The following is a 23,451-nucleotide window of genomic DNA, read 5'->3' as shown; positions in this document are numbered from 1 at the left end:
CAATCCAAGCCCCTACAAATGCAACTACGTTTTACCCTGCTCGTACTTACCGCTCTCGCTCTGGCGGGATGCCGTGATGATTTTTCTCTGGAGGCCGACTACCAGGATGTCCCGGTAGCCTACGCTTACCTGAACCCCGACGACAGCCGCCACTTCATCCGGGTGGAAAAGGCTTTCCTGGAAGCTGGAGGTAACGCCGAGGCCGTGGCGGGTATCGCCGATTCGATCTACTACGGAGCTGAAGACGTAACGGTCATTCTGGAAAATGTCACGCAAAACACAAGCCGTGAGATGGAGCGGGTAAACGCCCAGGATTACGGCTTAGAGCGCACCGACGGCATCTTTGCCCAGTCGCCCAACATCGCTTACAGCCTCACGGATCAGGAGCTTCCGCTTTTCGGCGGCAACACGGTTCGGCTCACCATCCAGCGCCCCGGCGAAGAGGATGCTGTTGCCGAAACCAACCTCATCCCGGCCATCGAGATCTCCCGCCCGGGAGAAATGGTTCGGGTAGACGATTACCCCCGCCCGGTGGCCGTAGTTTGGTCTAAAGAAGAAGAAGCGGCGATTTACGACATCACCATCTTCTTCACCATCCGCGAACTTTACCCCAGTGACCCCGACCGCAACCGGACCGTACAGTTAGAGTGGCCGGTTGTGTCCGGCTTTGTGCCCGGACCCGAGCAAAGCTCGAGCAACCTGGTGAGTTACGACATTCAGAGTGAGTCGTTCTTCCAGTTTATCGGTAGTGCGCTTGAGGAAGAAGCCGGCGTTACCCGCCGCTTCCAGTTCTTCGACATTCAGGTCGCGGCTGCCGGCCAGGAAGTGCTTGACCGCAGAACGCTCGAAAACGCTAACGCAGGCATCACCAGTTCACAGTCGCTTCCCCGCTACAGCAACCTCATCGGTGGCCTGGGATTGGTAACCAGCAGCACTTCGGCGCTGAAGGAAGGGATTCAGTTCGACAACGGCAGCCTCGATAGCCTCGAAGCGGGCATCTATACCCGTGATCTCGGGTTCAGATAATTTCCGGAAGGAGATATTTACAAGCAGAGTCCAGTTTATACCTAACCACTTTGGGGTAGGTACAGCAGCTAATCCGACTGCCTTCGCCCCTATTCTTTGATCGTGTATTCTTTTTCGATCAGTGTTTTACGGACGCTCTGGTTGATCTTATCGCTCAGCGTATTTTTCTGTGCTCCTGCAGCGGCCTTTTTCGCTTCGGCAACGTAGCGGTCGCGCTTCCGGGTGAGGTCCTTTATTTCTTCCTGGAGGTTTTCGCGGTTGGTTTTTAACCGTTTGATTGTCAGAGAGAGTTCTTCGTCCGTCAGTCGGCTAAGGCTGTCGGGAAGGCTTGCTTTTTCCTTCAGGATGCGTTGGGGGTCTGCTTCTTCGGCGTCGACGAGGTCCCAACTCGTGTTTTTGTATTTTTTGCTGGCTTTGAATTTGGCACGGCTGCTAAGATTGGCCTTGCTGTAGCTTGCCGCGTTGTTGTCCTGGGCAAGCTGATTGGCCTGCAGGGCGGCACCATTGTGGCCGATGGGTATGTAGGTTCGGTTCAGCTGTTGGTTTAGTTCTTCGATCCGGTCGTCGTGCGGGGAGGGGATGTAAACTACCCGTTCGTCTTGATTGATGAAGAAGAAATCGCCGTCGCCGGAGGTCAGTGTCGCTGCCCAGGTGCGGCCATCCGCCGAGTTCGGATCTCCGCAGAATATGGTGTTCACGCGGATGCCTCTGGCACGGGCTTTGGTCAACGCATCACCGGCCTTTACGTCACCTTGGTGGAAGGTTTCATTACCGGCAATGTAGATGAGTTTGATGGTGTTGTCGTTGTCGTCCCACTGTAGTTCGTTCGTACTCGTCTGGATTACCTGACCGCAGTACTCATCGCCACCTCCGGTGGTAAGCCCAAACAACTTTGCGCTGATGAGGTCGACGTCGGTCGTAAGACCGGCGACTTGCTGGATATAACCATTACCGGGGAGCAAGCTGCTGTTTCCGTACTGGTAAAGGGCTACTTCGATGTCTGGGGTCGTACCGTCTTTTTCGACTTTGAGAATTTCGTTGAGGATGTTCCAGAGGCGGGCTTTAGCCTGGTCGATCAGGCCGTCCATCGAGCTGGAGGTGTCCAGCAGGAAAGCGATCTGAATCCGGCTGCTGGTGGCGGCGTTGACCGGCGGAGCAGAATTCAGCGGCGGGGGCGCAGGTGCAGTTACTGGTTGGGGCGGGGCGGGGTTCGCTCCTGCGGAGGAGAACATGCTCGTAAAGCAGAAAACGATGAGGGTGGCGGTGAGTACCGCCCCGCCGAGCCAGGCGAAGGTAGCTGGGAATTTCATGTGAACGTGGTTTTAGTTTTGGGTTCGGAGCAAAGTTGCTCCCCCCGGTATTACCACGCCACCGGCACTACGCGAACCGGTAATTTAGGCTGGTGAATGAGCTTCCTGAGTTTGTGTAAAGGATTTGCCCGGCTGAGCCCTGGCCCGTAACGTCAGATAAGGTCCCTCAGCTTAAAACGAACAACCTGATACTCTCCCGCCCGGGCGTAGCGGATTTTTACCCGCTTTCCCGGTTTGCCGACCAGTTTTTTGAGGATGCCGCTCAGCGTCATGAAGCCAACCGATTTGCCGTTGACCGCAACGATCCGGTCACGTACTTGTAAACCGGCAAGGTCGGCTGGGCTGCCGGGGACCACGCTGGCCACGGTGTACGTCCGCAGATTATGCCCCCCCGCCAAAACGGTGAGTCCGGAACGATCAAACTGGAATTTATTCCGCCACCGTGAACCTTCGGGCTGGAGCCATACTTTTTGGAAATTGTAGTTGATCACAACGTTGAATCGTCGCAGGATCTGATTACCGATGATGCCCTCGCGCCCGTTGAGGTACCGCAGGCCGATGGTGTCCAGGGGCTGGAAATAAGTAATTACGTTCTCGAGTTGTTTGTCGGCCAAAGCAATTTTCCTGGCCCTGCCAACGCTGCCCTGCAGATTTCCGCCCAGGCCGTTGGCAATGTACGTAGGCACGGTGAGCTGGGGCAGATCAACATCGGTACTGTCGCCGAAGGTGTGCATAAGCAACGTAAGGCCGGCACCTGAATCGAGCAACAGCCTTCGCGGGGATGAATCCGTTCCGGTTACACTGACAGGAATGTGGAGGTAAGGCCGGTTGCGGACAAACTCTGCAGGAACTTCAACGTGTCGTTTGCTGGGGTCCCAGTCGTTGGGTTCATGAAGAATCACGACCTGCCGGCGGAAATCGAATTCTACCGTAAAGCGCATAAGAAAGTCGGCTCCGAGAATGCCTTGAATGCTGGTTCCGGTCAGGCGCTCGAAGTCGAAGTAGTTCTCACCCAGGACGAGAATAGAGCGGTTGCGGGCCAGGAGGCGGTCGGCCAGGCGGAGGTCTACGCCGGTAGCCAAGTGAGCCGTCAGGAGGTTGTCTACGTCTGATCCGCGAACCTGAAAGGTTCGGCGGTAATCGACGTTCAGCATATCGGTAAGTTTTTTCTCCAGGAGAATCGTGTTTTCGGCACCCGTGTCGATGATAAACCTGACGGGGACTATATTATCCAGTAGTACCTCGATAACAATGAAGTCGTTCTCCATGAAGAAGGGCAATTCGATGCGCTTGTGTTTGCCCAGTATCTTGAGATCGGTCCGTTGGGCCAGGCCGGCGGCCTGGGAAATAAAAAGGAGGATAGGCAGGATGATCATCCGCAGGCCGTGGCGTCGGTGTCTCTTTGTGGTGGACGATCGTGAGGGGCGGGCCGTAGGAAAAATGCGGCGCGGCGTTGCTCTCGTCCGGCGGCCAGGGGGCGGGACGTTCGATAATAGTGATGAAGTGACTTTAAGGAGAACATTTACTAACACGCCGTTAATATAACGGAAATTTCGCGTGCTTACTCCGTTGCCGTGAGAAGATGGATTGATTTTAAATTTTCGTTAGTCGTCTTTTCTGCATGGATGAGGGGGCGCTGACGCAGGTGCCGGGTGGGGTAGGGCATTGCTCGTTCTGCGAAGCTTAGGTCATAAATGATAGTGGATAACTGCCGGAGAACAGCGGCGAGAGGCACAACGGTTTCCTTTTGAAAACTCACGCGGCACCTGCGTCCGCGCCTGATCATGATCCGTGATCAGGCTTCGGATTTGCTGCTGATTTTGCTGAATAGCTTTGAAAAGGCGCTCTTGATGCCATCCAGATTAACCAGTTTGGCGTCCTTCATTGCCCGGGTAGTAATGTACAGGCTGACGGGGAAAAGGATAATGCACGGCAGCCAGCCCGCAACGGCGGCGTCGACCACAAAACTCTCCGCCAGTTTGCGGCAGAAGATGGTCAGGATGATGAAAATGACGAAAAATATGATGCTGACCAGAATCGGATACCCAAAGCCTCCCTTGCGCACGATGGCGCCCATAGGAGCGCCGATGAAAATGAAGATGATGCAGACGAGCGCCATGGAATACTTCATGTGCAGGTCGTAGATGTGCTTGACCCTGCTTTCGCGAATACCCGGCAAAATACGTTCGGCGGCTTTAGCCTGGCCGCTGATGGAACGCACCGCAGAGCGGGCGCGGTTCATCATCCGGTCGCTGACGGTAGTGCTCACACTGTCGATGAGGCTGTTGATGCCGTTCCAGTTTTCTGCACCGGTAACGAGCGGATGAGCAAGCGCTTTTTCGCGGGCTTCCGTACGTCGGTCTTTGAGGATCACCGGTGATCTGTCTTCAACTTCAGGCTTCTCTTCGGTTTCGGCCCGGGTACTAACACGCTGGATCGTGGTGCCACGGGCAACCGATGCATTGGCGGCTCTGCGGGAAGAATCCCGCCTGGCGGCTGCTTCATTTTCGGACTCATCATCGGGCCGGGTCCCGTATTTGTCCGGGTCATCTTCCACTTCGGGAGGCTTCTCCCGGTAGGTAATGGTGTCTTTTTTTAGCATCGGGAGGTAATTGACCATATGGTTGCTGATGGTCTGTTTCCGGATGGCGATATCGGTATCTATGGAGTCTACCCCAATCTGCAACTGCCAGGTAGCAAGCATCGACCGGTTGGTGCTGAAAAGCTTTCTGTTGGTGACGCCGAGGTTAAACTCACTCAGGTCGAATACTTTGGTGTAACTCTTGAAAGAGGTACGGACGAAAGGGCGGGATTCCCCGTTTTTCCCTCCCGGGCGCTGCTCGGAGTACTGTACACCATCGTAGAGCTTCATCACAAAAAGGCGCCCGTCGTCGGCGGAGTACATCTCTCCGGTATTGGCGGTAATCTGGCCCAGCTCACCCGTAGCGGCCTTGGTGTGGTCGTAAATAAGTACATCGCTGATGTTACGGCCGTCTTCCTCCCGGCCACCGAGCCGGATCGCGAACTGGTTGAAGTCTTCGTTGAACACACCCGGTTCCATGTTCAGCGTAGGCTTCTTTTGCTGGATGTCGTACATCCTGGCTCCGAACTGCAGGTTCGCTGCGGGGATTACGTAATCAGCAATGCTGAAACTGACCGCCGAAGAAATTACCCCGAAAATGATGAGGGTCCGCATGACGCGCAGCAAACTTACCCCGGCAGATTTGAAACTCGAAAGCTCGTAATGTTCGGCCATCCCGCCCAGTACCATGACGGACGAAATGAGTAAGGCGAGCGGCAGAGCGAGTGGTACGAGACCGACACATTTATAGGACATCAGTTCGATGACCGTAAAAAAACCGAGGCCTTTGCCCGCAATATCGTCGAGGTAAAGCCATAGCACCTGCATCATGAGTACAAAGACAGCAATCGCGAAGGTTACCACGAAGGGCCCTGCGAAAGATTTTGCCATCAGTTTGTCTAACTTGGTAAGCAAGGGAATAAAGACTGGAATTTATTGATGCGTAATACAATGACACGGTGGTCAGACAGAAACGTTGCCTGATGGTGTTTTGGTTTCTGAATCTGCAAAAGTACAGTCTTTAAGTTTTCTACCTTGCCTCTTTATCCATGTCTTTACGTAATTCTGTGAATTCTTCCCGGCTGGGTATCTCCTCGGTTTCTTTGAGGGTCTCGACGGCCTGACGGGCTTCGTTGGCGTTCAGGGCCTGATCACGGTGACCATCGATGCCTTCGCGGTTGATGTTGTAATTGGAATCATTGACGACGTGGGAGCGGGGATCGTGCAGAATTTCTTTGCGCTTTGCGCGGTCCGCGAGAATTTTGCGGAAGTAGAGCGCAGCAATAAGGATGATGACCGCGGCACCGGCAAGCCAGTATGCATCTTCGGCTAATTCGTTGGATTGGAGCAGGATAGTTAGCATAACGTTTTTATTCTTTTAAACGGAAGGGACCGCCGGGGATGTTCGCTGGGCAATATGCAAGGGTGGGGGGACGAGGAGGACCGGTGGGTGACCAATTGAACTTTTCACGGCCTGTAACGTCAGAAAACAGTCCTGCTCTGGAAACTGAATTCATGCCGGGCGTTAACTCATTATCATATTATGGAAATTGGAATCGATTCTTTTGCCGCTACTCCTCCCGCTTCTGACCGGGCCATGGCCATCGGGGAGCTTATTGACCGTATTGTTCTGAGCGATCAGGAAGGACTGGATTACTTCGGTCTCGGGGAGCACCACCGCGCCGAATTTCTTGATTCGGCGGCGCATATGATCCTTGCGGCAGCAGCAGCCAAAACAACCAGGATCAGGTTGGGATCGGCCGTAACGGTCATCAGTGCCGCCGATCCTGTCCGGGTTTTTCAAAACTATGCGACACTGGACCTGATCAGCAACGGCCGTGCTGAAATCGTTGCCGGCCGCGGTTCTTTCACGGAGGCATTTCCGCTGTTCGGTTACCGTCTCGGTGATTATGATCCGCTGTTCCGTGAAAAACTTGAGCTATTGCTTCGTATCCGCGATGAGGAGACAATCACCTGGTCGGGCCGGTTTCGTGCTCCCCTCGAGGAACAGGCCGTATACCCCCGGCCGGTACAAAAGAAATTGCCGGTTTGGCTGGGAGTAGGCGGTACGCCCGCATCCTTCGTGCGGGCAGGAACGCTTGGCCTGCCGCTGATGGTTGCTGTGATCGGTGGTGAAACCCACCGCTTTCGGCCACTTATCGATGCTTACCGGGCTGCTGGTGCCGAGGCCGGGCACGCTCCCGAAACGCTCAAGGTCGGGCTGCACTCTCTGGGCTACGTAGCGAAAACCACCGAGCTGGCCCACGAAACTTATTTCCCCGGCTACCAGGAAATGTTCACTAAAATCGGAGAAGAGCGCGGTTTCGGGCCGGTAACGATGCACAGTTACATGGCCCAGACCGGAAAGACCGGCGCTCTGGTGGTGGGCAACCTGGAAAAAGTTGCCGCCAAAATCCGACGCCACGCCGAGGCGCTTGGCGGAATTGATCGTTTCACCTTCCAGATGGACGCCGGGATCGGCCACGAAGATCTCTGCCGGGCTATAGAGCTGATCGGCCGGGAGGTGAAACCCCGCGTTGGGTAGTTATGGTGGCCCTGCCGATCGCATTTACCTACGGTGAAAGCAGATGTAAGCGACCTCAGATCACATAGCTGGTGGGGAGCCGGAAAATAGTTTCTCTACCGGAATTCTACACTTTAGACAGGATCCAGGCGTAATCCCGCGCCACGTCCCTGATGGAGTCGAAGCGGCCCGACGCACCACCGTGACCGACCTTCATGTCGGTGTGCAGCAGCAGTTCGTTGTCGTCGGTTTTGAGTTCACGGAGGCGGGCGACCCACTTGGCGGGTTCCCAGTACTGCACCTGGCTGTCGTGCAGGCCGGTGGTAACGAGCATATTAGGATAGTCTTTGGCTTCTACCTGGTCGTAGGGGCTGTAGCTAAGGATGTAGTCGTAGTATTCCTTTTCGTTGGGGTTACCCCACTCGTCGTACTCGCCGGTAGTGAGTGGAATAGAATCATCGAGCATTGTTGTAACCACATCGACAAAGGGAACCTGAGCAACAACACCTTTCCAGAGGTCGGGGCGCATATTGGCGACCGCGCCCATCAGGAGTCCGCCGGCACTGCCGCCCATGGCAAAGAGACCGGATTGGGTAGTGTAATCGTTCGCCAAAAGCCATTCGGCGGCGTCGATGAAATCAGTGAAGGTATTCTTCTTCTTCAGCAGTTTACCGTCTTCGTACCAGTGGCGACCCATTTCTTCACCGCCGCGGATGTGGGCGATTACGAAGATGAACCAACGGTTGAGCAGGCTCAGGCGCGCAACGGAAAAGTAGGGGTCCATGCTGTGGCCATAGCTACCGTAGGCATAGAGGAGCAGAGGCGCAGAACCATCCTTCGGGGTGTCTTTGTGGTAAACAATGCTGAGGGGAACTTTCGTACCATCGCGACTCTCGGAGAAGCGGCGCTCGCTGACGTAGTCGGCGGAATCGAACTCACCGAGAACGGGTTGCTGTTTCAGGAGCGTTTGCTCCCGTGTAATCATGTTGTAATCGTAGGTGCTGGCCGGAGTAGTCATTGACTGGTAGCCGAAGCGGAGCGTTTCGGAATCGAATTCGGGATTGACGGAGGTGTACGCCATGTAGGCCTCGTCGGGGAATTGGAGGTAGTGATCGGATTGATATGCGATATCAGACTTGCTGCTGCTGCTACTGCCGTCGTCGGAGAGGATGCGCAGTTGCGTGAGCCCGTTGGTGCGTTCGCTGAGGACGAGGAATTTTTTGAACAGGTCGACGTCTTCGAGCAGAGTGTCTTCGCGGTGGGGGATAACGGTCTGCCAGTGCTCCTTGCTGGTCTGGTCTTCGTGAGTGACCATCAGCTGGAAGTTCCTGGCGTCCTTATTGGTAAGGATGTAGAAGCGCTCGTCGATGTGAGCGATGCTGTATTCGAGGTCGCGTTCGCGGGGCTGGAAAACACGGAGCTCGCCCAGCGGGTCGTCGGCACGCAGGAGGTGGTACTCGGTAGAAACCGTTTGAGCAGAACCGATCACGATCCACTTTTTAGATTTGGAACGGCCGACGAAGGCACGGAAGGTTTCATCCGGCTCTTCGTAGATCACGGCATCGTCCTGGGGTGCAGTACCGAGCTTATGGCGCATGATTTTGTAGGGGCGCAGGGCTTCGTCCTTCACGGAATAGAAGAGGTACTGGCCATCGGCACTCCAGACGGAGCTGCCGGTGGTGTTGGGGATCTGATCGGGCAGGTTTTGGCCGGTGAGCAGGTCCTTGATGTGGATAGTATAGATGCGGCGGCTGATGGTGTCTTCGCCGTAGGCGAGGTACCGGTTGTCGTCGGTAATGCTGAGGCCACCAACGTTGTAGAAATCGTACGGCTCGGCCATTTCGTTGACGTCGAGCATTGTTTCTGGCTCGGTCTCGTCGAGTTTGCGGCGGAGGTACCGGGGGTATTGGTCGCCGGTTTCGTACTTGGTTTGGTATTCGTAACCATCTTTTACGTAAGGTACGCTGCTGTCGTCCTCTTTGATGCGGCCCTTGATTTCCTGAAAGAGCTCTTCTCTCAACCCACTTTGCACCTGCGTGCGCGCCTCGAAATAGGCATTTTCTGCTTCCAGGTACTTAATCACTTCCGGGTCTTCACGTTGGTTGAGCCAGTAATAATCGTCTTGGCGGTCGTGCTGATGAGCGGTGAGGGTCTTGGAAATTTTCTTGGCCTTAGGAGGGAGCATATTGATGGGTAGTTCGTTGGTCAGTTGGTAATTTGGTCGGGTAACACCGCCGCATGGTGGAGTGTGCCTGACGAAAACGCGCCGGAGCGGGGAGGGTTGAAGGGCCGAAACGAAATTGTTGTTTTTAGGGCCATTAGCACTGTACATCGCTATTGCCTCCTGGCCCCCAAGGAGGAAGAAGCGACGGGGTACTGTCAACTCCTGACTCATGACTCATGAAAAGGCGCGGTCGCAGGTGCAAAGAAGGGTTTTCGGGACACTGCCAGACAAAGGCTCAATCCGGTGGCGGCCTGAAAGCTGGTCTTTTTGTGATGACTTGCTATTCTGATTCCATAATAGACTTTACTTAGGAGGTAAACAGAAATGGGCCCGGAGATTTCCGGACCCATTTCTCTTTTCCTCTCAGGAAGGACGATGATGATTGTTGGTTCTAATTACCGTCCCAAAGGAATTGGCCACAATCCACGTTGAGAATCTGGAAGGTTACCGATTCGCTTGAGGTTCCACATGGCCCGGCCGGATCATCACTCGTCAGAGTAAGCGTAACCTCACCCGCTGCGATATCCTCTGAACCAGGAATGTAGCTGGTTGCAGTAGCAAAGTCGGTTCCCGAGGTAAAGTTTCCGTTACCGGAACTACTCCAGGTTCCTCCTAAAGTATTCGGCGAAATGGATGCTCCAACCGTCAGGTCGATGGGCTGTGTACTACAAATTGTAGCCGGAGGAGCAACGATTACAACCGGAGGTGCGAAAATCTCTACGGAGCTTGTGGCCATACCTACACAACCGTTTTCGTTGGTATAGGTATAGGTGACCTGATAGGTTCCGGGAGCCGTACCGCTTACGTCAAGGGTGGCCGTACCGTTTCCTGCATCGGTAAATGCCGTCGTTTCGGGGCTTATGGCAAATACGCTCATATCTCCGGCTCCGGTACCTACGGCGGGGTTGCCCGTGAAGGTCATGTCGGTTCCGTCAGTACACTCATCGTCGGGATCGTTGAGGGTGACCACGGGCAGCGCGAAGACCTCAACTGAGCTCATCGCCACACTAGTACAACCATTTTCGTTAGTGTAAGTGTAGCTGACCTGGTAGGCTCCGGCGCCTGCCGCACTTACATCGAGGGTTGCTGTACCATCTCCGGCGTCCGTAAATGCTACCGTAGCGGGGCTTATACTGAATACGCCCATATCGCCAATTGCTGCACCAACAGTGGGACTACCGGTGAAGATCATGTCCATTCCGTCAATACACTGATCATCCGGATCATTGAGGGTAACGACAGGGGGCGCAAAGACCTCCACGGTACTCATGGCGACGTCGTCACAGCCGTTTTCGTTGGTGTAAGTGTAGCTGACCTGGTAGGTTCCCGGGGTGGCATCACTTACATCGAGGGTTGCTGTACCATCTCCGGCATCGGTGAATGCCGCCGTGACAGGACTTATACTGAACACGCCCATATCACCAATAACTGTGCCGGGGGCAGGGGTTCCCATGAAAGTCATATCCGTTCCGTCGATACACTGATCGGCGGGATCATTGAGCGTAACGGTGGGCAGACCAAATACTTCCACAGTGCTTGTTGCTACGTCATCACAACCACTTTCGGTAAAGTAAGTATAGCTGACCTGGTAGGTTCCGGGCGCGGCAGCACTTACATCAAGAATCGCTGTGCCATCGCCGGCATCGGTAAATGCCGCTGTAGCAGGACTTACGCTGAATACGCCCATATCACCAGCAACAGTACCCACTGCGGGGCCGCCAACGAATGCCATGTCGGTTCCATTGACACATTGATCATCGGGGTCATTAATAGTGGCCATTGGAGTCATGAAACTGGCATCCGTCAGAATCAGTGTAGTGTCCCTGATAGAGCATCCTGTTGTATTGTCAATAACTTCCAGTACGTATTCGTACTGGCCGGGGCCCGGGACGAAGAAAGTAGGGTTCAATACGCTGGCGCTGCTCAGGTTGGCGGTTGGTGTCCAACGGTAAGCATAGTCTCCCGCAGGTTCTACGGATGCGTCCAGTACAATGCTGGTGGTTGTGGTCGGATCACACACCGGAGTGGTGTCCGGCAGGGAAACCATAAAGGTGGGAGGAGGATTGACGACTACCGTAGCGACCGCCTCATCGGTACACCCCTGTGAGTTGACAACCGTTAAAGTAAACGTGGTTGTCATAGTACCGGTGAATGTCGGGTTGGCAATGAACGGATCATCCAGCCCGGTAGCGGGAGACCATTCGTAGGATACACCTGCTTCCGGAATGGCTGGACCCAGTACTACAGGATCGCCCTGGCAAATCACCTCATTTTGCAGCGGTGGTGCATTCACTTCCACTACGTTGACTGTTACCTCACCCGTAGTAGCGCATCCGTTGTCGTTTCGGGTAACAGTATAGGTAAACCTACCCGTGGTAGAACTGGAAAAGCTTGGGTTTGGAGAGTTCGGATCAGAGAGGTTGCCATCGTTCGGCAACCACTGATAGCTGATACCTGGGCCGGTAGTATTAGCCGCAGAACCTATGCTTATTGATTCATCAACACAAACAACGCCATTTGTCGTTTCGGGTGGAACGATAGACGAAGACAGCAGAAGTTGTTGGGTTGCTTCGGACGAGCAACCACCGCTGGCGGACCTCAGTTCCAGGGTAAATGTGATGTCACTGGAAGGCAGTGGAGAATTTACCGTCGGGTTTCTCAAGGTAGGATCGTTGAGCAATGCTCCGGGAGACCACTGGTAGCCAAAGCCTGTGGGTACTTCATTCGTGCCGGATGTGGCCCCACCCGTGTACCCCAGAACTATGTTTGAGCTGGATGGACAGAATTCTATGTCCGATAAAGTTATCGAACCGGGAGTTGGCTCAACGATAACGTTTACCATATCTGTACTCATACAACTGGTAGGTGCCGGCCCGGTAACTGTCAGCGTAAAGGTCTGGTTAGTCGTTATGAATACCTCGGGCTGAGCACTGTTTTGATTGGTTCCGTTACGGTAATCTCCTGCTGGAAGGATCGGTGTCCAACTGTAGGAATACCCTTCAGCAGAGCGATCTTCGTTTGTACCGAGGGTAACGACTCCGTTATCACAAACATAAATGTCTCCACCTGCCGCAGCTGCCTGGCCTACTTCGACAAAAACAGTGTCCAGAAATTCACAGCCGGTAACGGCGTCGGTCACGGTTACGGTGTATTCAGTACTGACCACAATCGTTGCTTCCGGGTTCGAAACATTGGGATCGTTTAAGCCCTGGGCGGGAGACCATTCATAGAGGATGCCCGGGAGGGCCACCGGATCACCAATGTTTACAGGTTCGTCGGGACAGCCGATTATGGGAGAGGTGGCGTTAAAAGTCGGCGTAGAAAAATTCACCTGATTGACCGGAACCTCCACGGTACAACTGAAATTAGGATCTGTCTTACTAACGGCCTGAACGGTGTAGGTTCGCGCTACATTGTCTGTGAGTTCTACGTAACTACTGTCATAGCGGTTCAGGCCCGCCATCGGTGTCCAGGTGTAATCAAAATCTGCGGGCCCGGGCCCGTCGGCTGAAGAAGACGCATAAGCGAGTATACCTACGTTTCCGGAGTCAAAGTCAGCACAACCTCCGTCCTCTACTTCAGCCTCAACAACACACCCACAAGGTGGAACATAACTAGTGTCACGGCATACTCCCATAGCACCTGAAGGAGACGTATAACTTACGGTAAGTTCGTAAGCCGTCATTCCTGCGTTGTTGCCTGAAACAGGAACCCGCGGGCCATCCGTAGGGCCTAAAAACATACTGTTGTCCCCAGTAGACGAGATGACCCGCCAACTGTAGGTTTCGTCTATATCAGGTGTACGGTCAATTTCTCCCAGCGTTCTCGGTCCACACATGGTGTCGCTTTCTATCACTTCATCAGCGCGTGCTTCGATCACGTAAACCGACACCTGATCATAGGTAACACAGCCATTGATTTCTGCTGCAACCGTATAGGTGATGGGGTTGGGAATATCATCCGGAAATAGGGTTGGATCATCATCATCCGGAATTGGAACACTAAACGTCAGCATAGATTGATCCAGCATTCCACTGGTTGAAGAGAGGAAAACACCTGGTGCCCAGGAGTAAGTATAGCCAGGCTCAGCGGCGGAACCAATTACTACTTCTTCCCCCACACAAGCGACGATGTCCGGACCCGCAAAGCCGGATGGAATTGTTGATTCAGTAGTCGTTACGTTCATCATATCCGTAGAGGAACATGAGGTTCCATTGGGGTAGTACAGGGTCACCGTCAGGGTATAGGTTTCGGTGGTACCATCTCCCGGTGAGGCAACGGGGTTAGGGCAGTTTGTACAACTAAGGGTTGCGGTATTTCCCGTCCAGGTGTACGCAATGCTGTATTCATTGGCAACAGGGTTGCCTTCATCCACTATCGTGAGGCCCATCACTGCAGGGCCTCCAATAGTAACCGATTCACCGTTACAGATGCCCTCATCCTCTCCGGCATCTGCGGTATAAACGACAACTGTGGCCTGATCTGCCTGGATACAACCAGCTCCGTCGGTTACTCTGACTGTGTAGATTGTACTCTCCGTGGGGCTCACCGTTGGGTTTGCTATTGTAAAGGCACCATCGTTCCAATCATAAACGTAGCCGCCTCCCGAGCCACCCGAGGCAGTAGGTGCTCCTCCGATCATTACCGGCGTACCGGGGCAGGTGTAGAATACACCGCCTGCATCGACGTCGGGGGCTTCGTCAGTACCGACCAGAATCGATGCAGTTTCGCTGATTGATATTACTTCGCCACCACAACATTCGAAATTGCTCGTAAGTCTCCGGTAGTAGATGTCCAGACCAGTGACCGGCGGCGAGTAGTTCTGTCCCAGCCCCAGCGGCCCCTCAACATCAGACCAGGGGCCTGTCGGGCCCGGAGCAAATTGCCATTGGTAAACGAGAGGGATATCGCTTTGGCTCCGTCGTGCGCCATTTATGAAAATGGGAACTTCTCCGGAAGCATCAATTTCGTGGGGGGCTGCAAGGATTTGTTCCACTAAGCCATTGATACAAACTGACTGGTTATCTGGGGTCAGTGGGCTGGGAGTCAAGGTAGGCGTTGGCGGGCAGAAACTGTACTTGATCAGGGCGGGGTTGTTCTGATCGGGGAAGCTCACCGTTCCGTCCGTACTTAGATCACTGTCCAGGATGGTGAAATAAACGGTTTCGTCGTCAACGTAGATGTCGGAATTGTTGGCCCTTCCGCCCGGATCACCGCTCCCTAAATCATTGAGGTAGCTACCCAGACAAATACAGCCGTTGGCGTCCAACTTAGCCAGGTAAATATCATCGGTGCCCGATCTTCCTACGGAGCCGTCCGTGGTAAAGTTGTTGGTGATATCACCCGTTTCGGAGAGGATGAAGGCCTCACCAGCGGCATTTACGAAAATTTTTGCGTCAGCGCCCCCCAGCAAACTGGCGTAGGCAACGTTGCCGTTTACGTCCAGCTTCACAACTGCCGTATTGGCTGCCGCAGGGTCACTTCCCACGAAAGGAGTACAAGCATTAGCGGGAAAGAGCGCCCCCGGGTCGCCGTTTACCTGGCCGGAGAAGTACAAAGCTCCGTCTCGCACAAATAATCCTGAAGTGCCGCTGAAGGAGACATCCTGATCGGCATTAATCAAAGTAGTGTAAGCAAGGGTACCATCGCTGTTATACTTGATAGCGTAGAACGAGTCATCTGCACCGTCATAGGTTACGCCGGTCGTTGTTACGAAATCGCTGGAGTTGGTTTCTTCAACAGCATAAACGGCACTCCCGTCAGTAATGAGAAAAGGTGGCGCATCATCACCGCTACCACCAATTAAAGTGCTTAGGGCAGTTGTTCCGTCAGGGTTGAGCTTAATGAGGTAGACATCATCCGGCCCTCCTGCGAAGGTAGTGCCGTCCGTTGTCATGAAATCTGATGACCGTGTATCTCCACCAATCCACATACTGGTTCCCGTTACAACCATACCCGAGACCAATTCACGACCGCTATAATCGATGATTCTGGAATATACCAGCCCCCCGTTCGGATCATAGCGCCTGGCAATAATGAATTGCTCCCCCGCCCCGGGGGTACTGCCGTCGGTGGTGAGAATTCCGGATGCCCCCGTCTGCCCAATTAGGGAAATAAATACAGAACCGTCGTCCCCCACAGCTATATGTTGGCTGTCGAAGTTACCGAAAATAGGGGTGACATTGCCCACATCCGAAGTAACCAGGGTTTGAAAAACAAGATTCCCGGTAGGGGTGACCTTGCTCAAGTAAGCACTTAACCTGTTCTCACCACTGGCTTGCGTAGCGTCGGTGGTTGGGATAGGAGTCGGACCATTTGAATTTGTTACGCCAACCACGAGAATATTTCCGTCGGCATCAACGGTCATGTCCATTGGAAACTCATTAGCTGAACTTCCGGGCAGGAAGGTTCCTAAGGTCTGATTGCAGTTTTCGTCAAAAATGGCTATATAAACCTCAGAGAATCCAGTACTATTTGAAGGACTACCGTTAATAATCGGCAGGTTGTACGGATCTTGTACCAGTTGAACAACATAGGTTGTGCCATCGACGATTTTGGTATGACTGTAGCGGGCAGGCTCCGTGAAGATGTCAGAACTCGGAATCTCCAGAATCGAAGCGCAGTCATAAAAGCCCTGCAGGTTGTGCTTGTAAGCAGGGAAGGCCAGCGCATCTCCACCAGAGCCAACTTCCAGCTCCCAGTCACCGTCGCGGCCGGTAATATCATCGGAGGCGGCAACAAGGATGCCCAGAGCGGTTGTAAGGTGTGCCACCGCAGCACGGCCTCTTTGCCCCTCGCCGAACGAACAGCCGTAAATATTGAGCTGATCTACCCCAACGAGATGATTACCTTCCGTCAACCACTTTGCAAGGGCTTCAGGACCACGCCATCTCCCATTCAGGAAGAGTTCCCCGGAACGGCCGTGGGAGAATAAATGAAAATCCGTACCGGAAACAGACTTAGCAGCTTCGGCGAGAATAAGAGGATCCGCAACGCTGGCATCTATATAGTGCCGGGGTGCGCAGGGATCGGACATGACCGGAGAACTACCGGCTATTAACTGATGATTTGACCCAACAAAGGACAGGGTGACAGCTAATACTGATGCTACCAGCCAGGGTTGTAAAACACTCCTGATAAGCAGCGTTGAGAATAGACGGTGAGGCACACAAGCCTCCCGGCTTGTTGCATGCAATAGGTACAATTTTTTCATGAAAAACTAGATAAAATAAAGTAAAATAAGGATGCTGAGAGAGCACTTTCAGAGGATAAAGTGTAGATGGCGTAAACTTCTTAATAAAACCAATAACTGCGCACCTAAGCGATGGTAAACGCATGGCCATCATTTCTAAATACAAACAGTTAAGTCAGGTCAGGATATTATCAAATTTTACACTTCACAAGCAAATATAAGAAATAAACAAGTAACACTGAATAAGGATTTCTGCGCAAAAAAGTGCCTGTGAGTTTTTTTTACAAGACGGTAGTGAAATTTGAACTTGAACTGATTGATTCAGTTGGTTGCATCAACTAAGGCACAATCGGGCCAGCCCCGGCCAGGTGTTGTGATTTGTATGCTTACGAGATTTAGCAATTCATCACCAATTTATGGTGCGCTTGAATGTGATTTCAATAATGGTGTAGTGCAAATGTACCGCTGGAGATGAACTCGAAGGCCTCAAAGAAGATAGCAAGTAAGTTGTGACCGAATCCCTGATCAGAATTCCGATGCGCCGGGCCTTGATAAATATGCTTTTTCGTACGATTCACTGCTTGACTGCAAGTGTTTTCAGGGCGGGCGCAAACCAGATTGTCGCTCAAACCTCTCCCTGCCTCCCCACATCACTACGCTGAGGAGGAGAAGTCGCGACAATCTGATTTGCACCCTTCAGGATTTAGTCTTGATTTATAGTGATGGCGCCTGATGCGAACCGTATAATAAAGAGTACCGGGTGACTTCACGGAAGCACCCTTGCCTGATCATAAAACCGTGCTGTTTGTTCCTTGCTATTTGCCGGAAATCAGGTCGTTGCAAACGGCTGGGTTTTTAAGGATCTACGTCTTTTAGCAGGAGCTTCTTCCCGGTGTAGGTTTCATCCTCTGCCTGGGCCCGCTGGTACCCCAAGTCCATCGTCTGTTACAAAGCTGGGGGTGAACTGTAAATTTCTTTCCGGCGCGGCCGCGGGTGCAATGACAGGGATAACAGGACTGTGTCTTTTACCCGTGTGCAAGGGCGTGCTCTGCTGTTCCGCTGGCTGGCTAAGGGGATAGTCAACCGGCGTACTGCATCCCGACTCCGTTACCCTGTTCTTAACCACCAGCCTTGCACCTGCGTCCGCGCCTGCTTATGCCGAACGGCCCGGGCTAAAACTCAGCAACCCGCCCGCCTTGCCTATACATTTTACTTAAAAGTATACAGGATTCGAAAATCTGTGTAAGAGGCGAAAAGCTACTTGCCCTAATTTTGCACTATGCTTTTAAACATTAAAACTAAGCAATCATGAGTACTACACAATTTGGTAAGTCGGGATGGACGCCTGACAGAATCGAAAACCTAAACGGGAAAACCTTTGTGATAACGGGAACAACCAGCGGCACGGGGTTCGAAGCAGCGCGGATATTGCTCAGCAAAGGAGCGAAAGTGGTTATGCTGAACCGTAACCCGCAAAAAGCAGATGAAATCGTTGCAACCCTGAAGAAAGACCTGGGAAGTAACATCGACGTTTTGTCCGTAATTATGGACCTTGGTGAGCAGGCTTCGGTAAAACGCGCTGCAGCTGAGGTACTTGAAAAAGTGTCCCGGATCGATGCCCTTATGTGCAATGCCGCTATCGCTCAGGTACCTACCCGGAAACTCACGGTTGATGGCTTCGAGAGCCAGCTTGGTGTGAATCATTACGGCCACTTTACCCTGCAGGGGTTACTCTTTCCGCTGATCGAAAAGTCCCACGGGCGGATCGTTACTGTAGGAAGTATGGGCTATGATATGGGACTGAAGACCATCAAGTTCGACGATATGAACTGGGATAATGACTACACCCCCAACGATGCCTACAGCCAAAGTAAGTTGGCGCAAATCATGTCTGTCTACGAATTACAGGACCGACTGAAAGCGGCCGGCAAAACCGGCGTTAAGGTTTACGCTTGTCATCCCGGATCATCCCGGACATCGTTGATTTCTACGAGTGGCAGTTTAATGATGAGGATTATTTTTGGACTGATGAAACTGTCGCCATTGACCCAACCGGCAGAGAATGGCGCTTACCCTGAATTGATGTGTGCCACCGAAGATAACCTGGACCAAATTCTTTTCTACGGTCCCACGGGCCGCAACAATTGGGTTGGTCCCGTTGGCGCACACCACCTGGAGCCACACGCCAAAGACAAAGCTGTCGCTGAAAGATTATGGGCTGTATCCGAACAAGCCACGGGAATCAACTGGGAACTGTAAAACCGATAACTAAATGCAGTACTGCTGTTGAGGTCCTGCAAAACATTCTTATTTATTAATTTCATATATAATAAAGCCGATAGCGATGGATATATTAAAAACAGCTACTAACTGGGCGAAAGACGAAGTTTTCTCAACTCAATTCTTTATTCTTTTCGGGGCACTCTTTGTTGCGGCAGGGATAGGTTTTTGGCAACTGGGGAAAACAGATATGGCGAGGGCCTACATTATTCCTGCTTTGGTGGCAGGGGCTTTGCTGATGACCATCGGTTTGGGGCTTTTCTTCACTAATAAGGCTAGGGTTCATCAGTTTGAATCGGCCTGGAAGGCCGACCCTTCGGCCTTCGTGGATTCAGAGATCAAAAGAGTAGAGGGAACCCTGAAAGAATACCAAAACGTAGTGTTCACCGCCATCCCTCTAATCATTGCTGCTTGTGCTTTCGTTATAATGTTTGTCGATAAGCCCGGCTGGCGGGCAAGTATGATCACGACCATCGGAATGCTGATTGTAATTCTGTTGATCGATGGCATGGCTTACGCAAGAATTGATAACTACAATAAGGAATTACTGCAGGCAGAGCAGGAACTTTAGAATTGAACCCCTGATACCATGAAACATTTTAAGACGTTATCTTCTTACCTCGAATATATCGAGCTTCCGCGCCCGGAACATCCGATGCTGAGTGTGTTTTCTGCTACTGGCGATGGGTTTCTGCCCTGTCCGAAGGCAAGTTCACCTCCTATTATTGTCGACTGTTACTCCATCAGCCTCAAGAAGTTCGTCAGTGGTGATTTGAATTACGGCCGGACGAAGTACGATTTCACTAACGGAGCACTGATTTTTATTGCTCCCCGGCAAGTCATACAATGGGACGACAGCGTGACCTTTGAGCAGAAGGGATTCTCCATCAACTTTCATGAGGATTTCCTGAAAGGGACCGAGTTGGCTCATCAAATCAAAAAATACGGGTTCTTTTCCTATTCTGTTAATGAGGCGCTTCATCTCTCACCCCGCGAGGAGAGACAAATGGAATTGATAGTCGAGAACATCGAAATGGAGTACCACAACAACCAGGACGAGTTCAGCAAGGACATCATCATTTCTCACCTGGATACTCTGCTCAAGTATGCCAACCGCTTTTACGAAAGGCAGTTCCTGAACAGGAAAGAGCTCTCGAACGACCTTCTGGAGCAATTTAACCGGCAGTTGGTTGATTATTTCGACTCCGGTGAGCTGCAGCGGAAAGGAATTCCAAGTGTCGAGCAAATGGCCGATAAAATGGCGGTGTCGCAGCGCTATCTGAGCGATACGCTCAAAAAGGAAACCGGCAAAACAACGACCGAGCACTTACAGCTTTATCTGGTGGATGAGGCAAAGGATATTTTACTGAACCCCGAGAAGAGCATTTCTGAAGTAGCGTACGAGCTGGGCTTCGAGTATCCACAATACTTTTCGAGGCTCTTCAAGAAACGGGTAGGGGTAAGCCCGTCGGAATACCGCGCCAAGTACAAGATGAATTGATGACAGCGGATTTCACTCTGGCTCGTGACGCATTCCTGCGGCTTCCGACGCTCTAAGCATAATTTCTGGAAACGCCATTCAAATCTTGGCTGACAAACTCCCGGCTTGCCGGAAAAGGGAACTCCCCGAAGGTTTTCCGGGTTTTAACAGTCTAAGGGCTGAGGGCACAAAACCCGATAGTCGCTTTTTTCGAGTCCTGATCCCCACCCGGGGGGAAGAGAACATCACCCTTGCCTACAGATACACTGAAGGCGTTCGCTTCGGAAAAGCACAAAACCAGAGAAATGAAAAACATCTTACTTTTGGCTCTCCTGCTTGCAGGAACGCTTATTTCCGTCTCGTCTTGCGATTCAGATGAAGATTTATGTACCGAAACGATCTGGTACGAAGATGCCGACGGAGATGGGCTCGGTATTCCGGATGTAACCGAGTTAGCCTGCGAACAGCCAGATGGTTACGTTGCCGACAATTCGGATACGGATGATGCCGCAGGAACGTTCACTGCTTGTAACACCGATGGGGAGGAACCCCAGTCAACCAACGCAGAGATAGAGGCCATGAGACAGGCTATGGTTGATTTCAGGAGTTCCTTGTCGTCAACCTTGCTGAGCGAAGGTTCTGTCTGTCTGGACGACGAACGATTTTATCTCTGGCATAACACACCAGCGAACAATGACAACCGGGATGGGATCACCTACGGTGATCTGAGCAGTGATCAACTGGCTGCCTTCAAAGAAATTTTGCAGCTCTTCCTCAGCTCAGACGGATATCAAAAGGTATATGAGATTACGGAACTGTCGGAAGGCTGGTTAAGCGACGTCATGAGCAATGTATGGAGTCCGGACTATTACTCTATCGATATGTTTGGAAACCCTGAAACAAGCGGCTCCTGGGGTTTTCAGCTGGATGGCCATCACTGTGCCGTTAACTTTCTGGTTCATGGAGATAATATCTCCATCGTTCCTGCTTTCCTGGGGGGTGAGCCAGCCGCTAACACCTACAACGGAATAGATTTCGACATTTTTTCCGACGAACGGGAGCTGGCCCTTAGCCTGTATAACAGTCTTTCGACGACGGAACTTGCTTCGGCTTCCTCCACCTCATCATCGCACTCCCTGGAAGTTGGTCCTGCCGATAGAAACGGTGATACGGATCCATACATCGGCACCTACGACTATTCCGGTTTTGAAACCGGATTGAAGTATTCCGATATGTCTGCCACAGCACAGGCCAATCTCGTTCTGGTCATGAAGGAATACGTGTACAATATGACAACTTCCTTTGCCGATGCGTGGTGGGCAGACATCATGACAAATATCGACGATACCTACTTCGTCTGGATCAACGATACGAACACTTCGCCTACTTCCACCTCCGAATTTTACTACCGGATTTATAACCCTTACTTGTGGTCGGAATTCAACACTGAAGGATCTACCGGAGCAAACGCTGCAACAATTCCGGATTACAACCACGTTCATACCATCACCAGAATTCCCAATAATCCGGCGACTGATGATGGGGGCGATTACGGAATATTCGCTCAGATGATCAATGGCAACGGCGTAAGAACTCTGTACGAACACTATGCATCCGCAGATCACCACAAAGCATCTGAAATGAACTTCGATTACAGCGTGAAGATTCCCCATACACACGTCCACGGAACCACCGCCAGTCATTCTCACTAATCAGATAGAATAACTAAACGGTATAGTTTTCGTCTGCTGGGCCTGGTGTAAGAGCACCAAGTTGGGCCATGTTGTCGCTCTTCGGTTTCCACCTTCGGGTCAGGGATCGGAGAGCGGCAACTTTGTTTGATGCCTGCCCTTCCGAAACTATTCAAAATGGTGTACGTTGAAGAACTCTTCAGCATGCAGCCGAATTCAATCACGCGAAATAATAGAAAAACGATGACAAAACTAAGAGAACAAACTGACGCAAAAATTGCCGCAGGAAGAAAGGCTAACCCTGAATTCATGGCGGGCGTTGATGCCATTATCGCCGAAGCGAAAGCGTTTAACAAGGGAGAAAAAGCCATCAAGGTGGGCGAAGCAGCTCCGGGTTTTGATCTGCCCGATCCCGAAGGGAAATCAATCTCACTGGCTGATTTATTGGCCGAAGGCCCCGTAGTTGTCACTTTTTACCGTGGTAGCTGGTGCCCTTACTGCAATTTACAACTGCGGGCTTTACAGAACAGGTTAAGCGAAATCAGGGAGTTAGGAGCCTCGTTGGTAGCCATCAGCCCTGAAGTACCTGATGGATCAATGACCAAAAACGAAATCCAGAAAATGGATTTTATCGTCCTTTCTGATCAGGATGCGAAAGTCGCTTCAGACTATGGTGTTGCCTGGAAAGTGCCCGAATTCCTGATCGAGCACATGGAGGTTGGTCGTAACCTCGACCTGAAAAAAATCAATAATGGTAACGGTGATATTATGCCTATTCCCGCTACGTTTGTACTGGGAAGCGACGGAATGGTTAAATGGAACTACGTGGATGTCGATTACAGAACGCGGTCTGAGCCCGATGAAATCATCGAGGCCCTGAAGGCGATTGCTTAATCACCATAGCTACTGCGATCATATCCGAACGAGTGATGACGTTTTTCCTTCGGTTATGCAACCTGCCCTTGTGGGTTGGCGAGGTGACGGTTTTCTGTACTATCTTGAGGATCAGCTGATTTGTTTCAGTTGCAGAACCGATTATAGTCGATCATATAAAGGAATCTTAACCGCAGTTTGCTGGTCCGAAAGTCTTCGGCTTGTTTTCTGTCGGGCAAAATCTATTGAGGTTGCCTGGCAGAAAAAGGT

The 23,451-nt window shown here is 52.1% G+C and carries 13 protein-coding genes; 7 read left to right on the top strand and 6 right to left on the bottom strand.

Annotated elements, in window-relative coordinates:
• Positions 1-18: 18 nt before the first annotated feature.
• Positions 19-1,026: a DUF4249 family protein gene (locus tag FUA23_RS14955; protein WP_187271073.1), complete on the top strand. Its 1,008-nt coding sequence runs from the start codon at positions 19-21 to the stop codon at positions 1,024-1,026.
• Positions 1,027-1,115: 89 nt separating this feature from the next.
• Here the strand turns inward: FUA23_RS14955 and FUA23_RS14950 are convergent, their stop codons facing one another.
• From FUA23_RS14950 to FUA23_RS14935, 4 genes are all read right to left on the bottom strand, one after another.
• Positions 1,116-2,336: a vWA domain-containing protein gene (locus FUA23_RS14950; protein ID WP_147931559.1), complete on the bottom strand. Its 1,221-nt coding sequence runs from the start codon at positions 2,334-2,336 to the stop codon at positions 1,116-1,118.
• A 152-nt stretch (positions 2,337-2,488) separates the two neighbouring features.
• A complete protein-coding gene (locus tag FUA23_RS14945) occupies positions 2,489-3,712 on the bottom strand; it encodes an aspartyl protease family protein (RefSeq protein WP_147931558.1) in 1,224 nt (407 codons plus the stop codon).
• Positions 3,713-4,131: 419 nt separating this feature from the next.
• Positions 4,132-5,808: an LptF/LptG family permease gene (locus FUA23_RS14940; protein WP_147931557.1), complete on the bottom strand. Its 1,677-nt coding sequence runs from the start codon at positions 5,806-5,808 to the stop codon at positions 4,132-4,134.
• A 139-nt stretch (positions 5,809-5,947) separates the two neighbouring features.
• Positions 5,948-6,280 carry a hypothetical protein gene (locus FUA23_RS14935; protein WP_147931556.1) on the bottom strand — a complete coding sequence of 111 codons (333 nt, stop codon included), beginning with the start codon at positions 6,278-6,280 and terminating at the stop codon, positions 5,948-5,950.
• A gap of 180 nt (positions 6,281-6,460) precedes the next feature.
• Here FUA23_RS14935 and FUA23_RS14930 point away from each other — a divergent pair, with 180 nt between their 5' ends.
• Complete coding sequence (locus tag FUA23_RS14930; RefSeq protein ID WP_147931555.1) at positions 6,461-7,462, top strand: LLM class flavin-dependent oxidoreductase; 1,002 nt, start codon at positions 6,461-6,463, stop codon at positions 7,460-7,462.
• A gap of 106 nt (positions 7,463-7,568) precedes the next feature.
• On the opposite strand, the gene FUA23_RS14925 is transcribed toward FUA23_RS14930, so the two are convergent.
• Entirely contained in the window at positions 7,569-9,626 is a 2,058-nt protein-coding gene (locus FUA23_RS14925; protein ID WP_147931573.1) for a S9 family peptidase, read from the bottom strand.
• Between the two features lie 430 nt (positions 9,627-10,056).
• Entirely contained in the window at positions 10,057-16,701 is a 6,645-nt protein-coding gene (locus FUA23_RS14920; RefSeq protein ID WP_187271071.1) for a DUF4347 domain-containing protein, read from the bottom strand.
• 1,464 nt (positions 16,702-18,165) lie between these two features.
• On the opposite strand from FUA23_RS14920, the gene FUA23_RS14915 reads away from it, so the two are divergent.
• The 5 genes from FUA23_RS14915 (at position 18,166) to FUA23_RS14895 (ending at position 23,202) form a co-directional block, all read left to right on the top strand.
• The gene (locus FUA23_RS14915) at positions 18,166-19,116 is read left to right on the top strand and encodes an SDR family oxidoreductase (protein WP_147931553.1); all 951 of its coding nucleotides are present in this window, start codon (positions 18,166-18,168) and stop codon (positions 19,114-19,116) included.
• A gap of 85 nt (positions 19,117-19,201) precedes the next feature.
• Positions 19,202-19,708 (top strand): hypothetical protein, encoded by a 507-nt coding sequence (locus tag FUA23_RS14910; protein ID WP_147931552.1) that lies wholly within the window; start codon positions 19,202-19,204, stop codon positions 19,706-19,708.
• Between the two features lie 18 nt (positions 19,709-19,726).
• Positions 19,727-20,638 carry a helix-turn-helix domain-containing protein gene (locus FUA23_RS14905; RefSeq protein WP_147931551.1) on the top strand — a complete coding sequence of 304 codons (912 nt, stop codon included), beginning with the start codon at positions 19,727-19,729 and terminating at the stop codon, positions 20,636-20,638.
• A 284-nt stretch (positions 20,639-20,922) separates the two neighbouring features.
• On the top strand, positions 20,923-22,329 hold the full coding sequence (locus FUA23_RS14900) for a DUF3500 domain-containing protein (protein WP_222707042.1): 1,407 nt from the start codon (positions 20,923-20,925) through the stop codon (positions 22,327-22,329).
• A 222-nt stretch (positions 22,330-22,551) separates the two neighbouring features.
• On the top strand, positions 22,552-23,202 hold the full coding sequence (locus FUA23_RS14895) for a peroxiredoxin-like family protein (RefSeq protein ID WP_147931550.1): 651 nt from the start codon (positions 22,552-22,554) through the stop codon (positions 23,200-23,202).
• Positions 23,203-23,451 lie beyond the last annotated feature (249 nt).

It is taken from the genome of Neolewinella aurantiaca (assembly GCF_008014675.1).
GTDB lineage: Bacteria > Bacteroidota > Bacteroidia > Chitinophagales > Saprospiraceae > Neolewinella > Neolewinella aurantiaca.
This window is presented reverse-complemented; position numbering and strand designations above follow the sequence as displayed.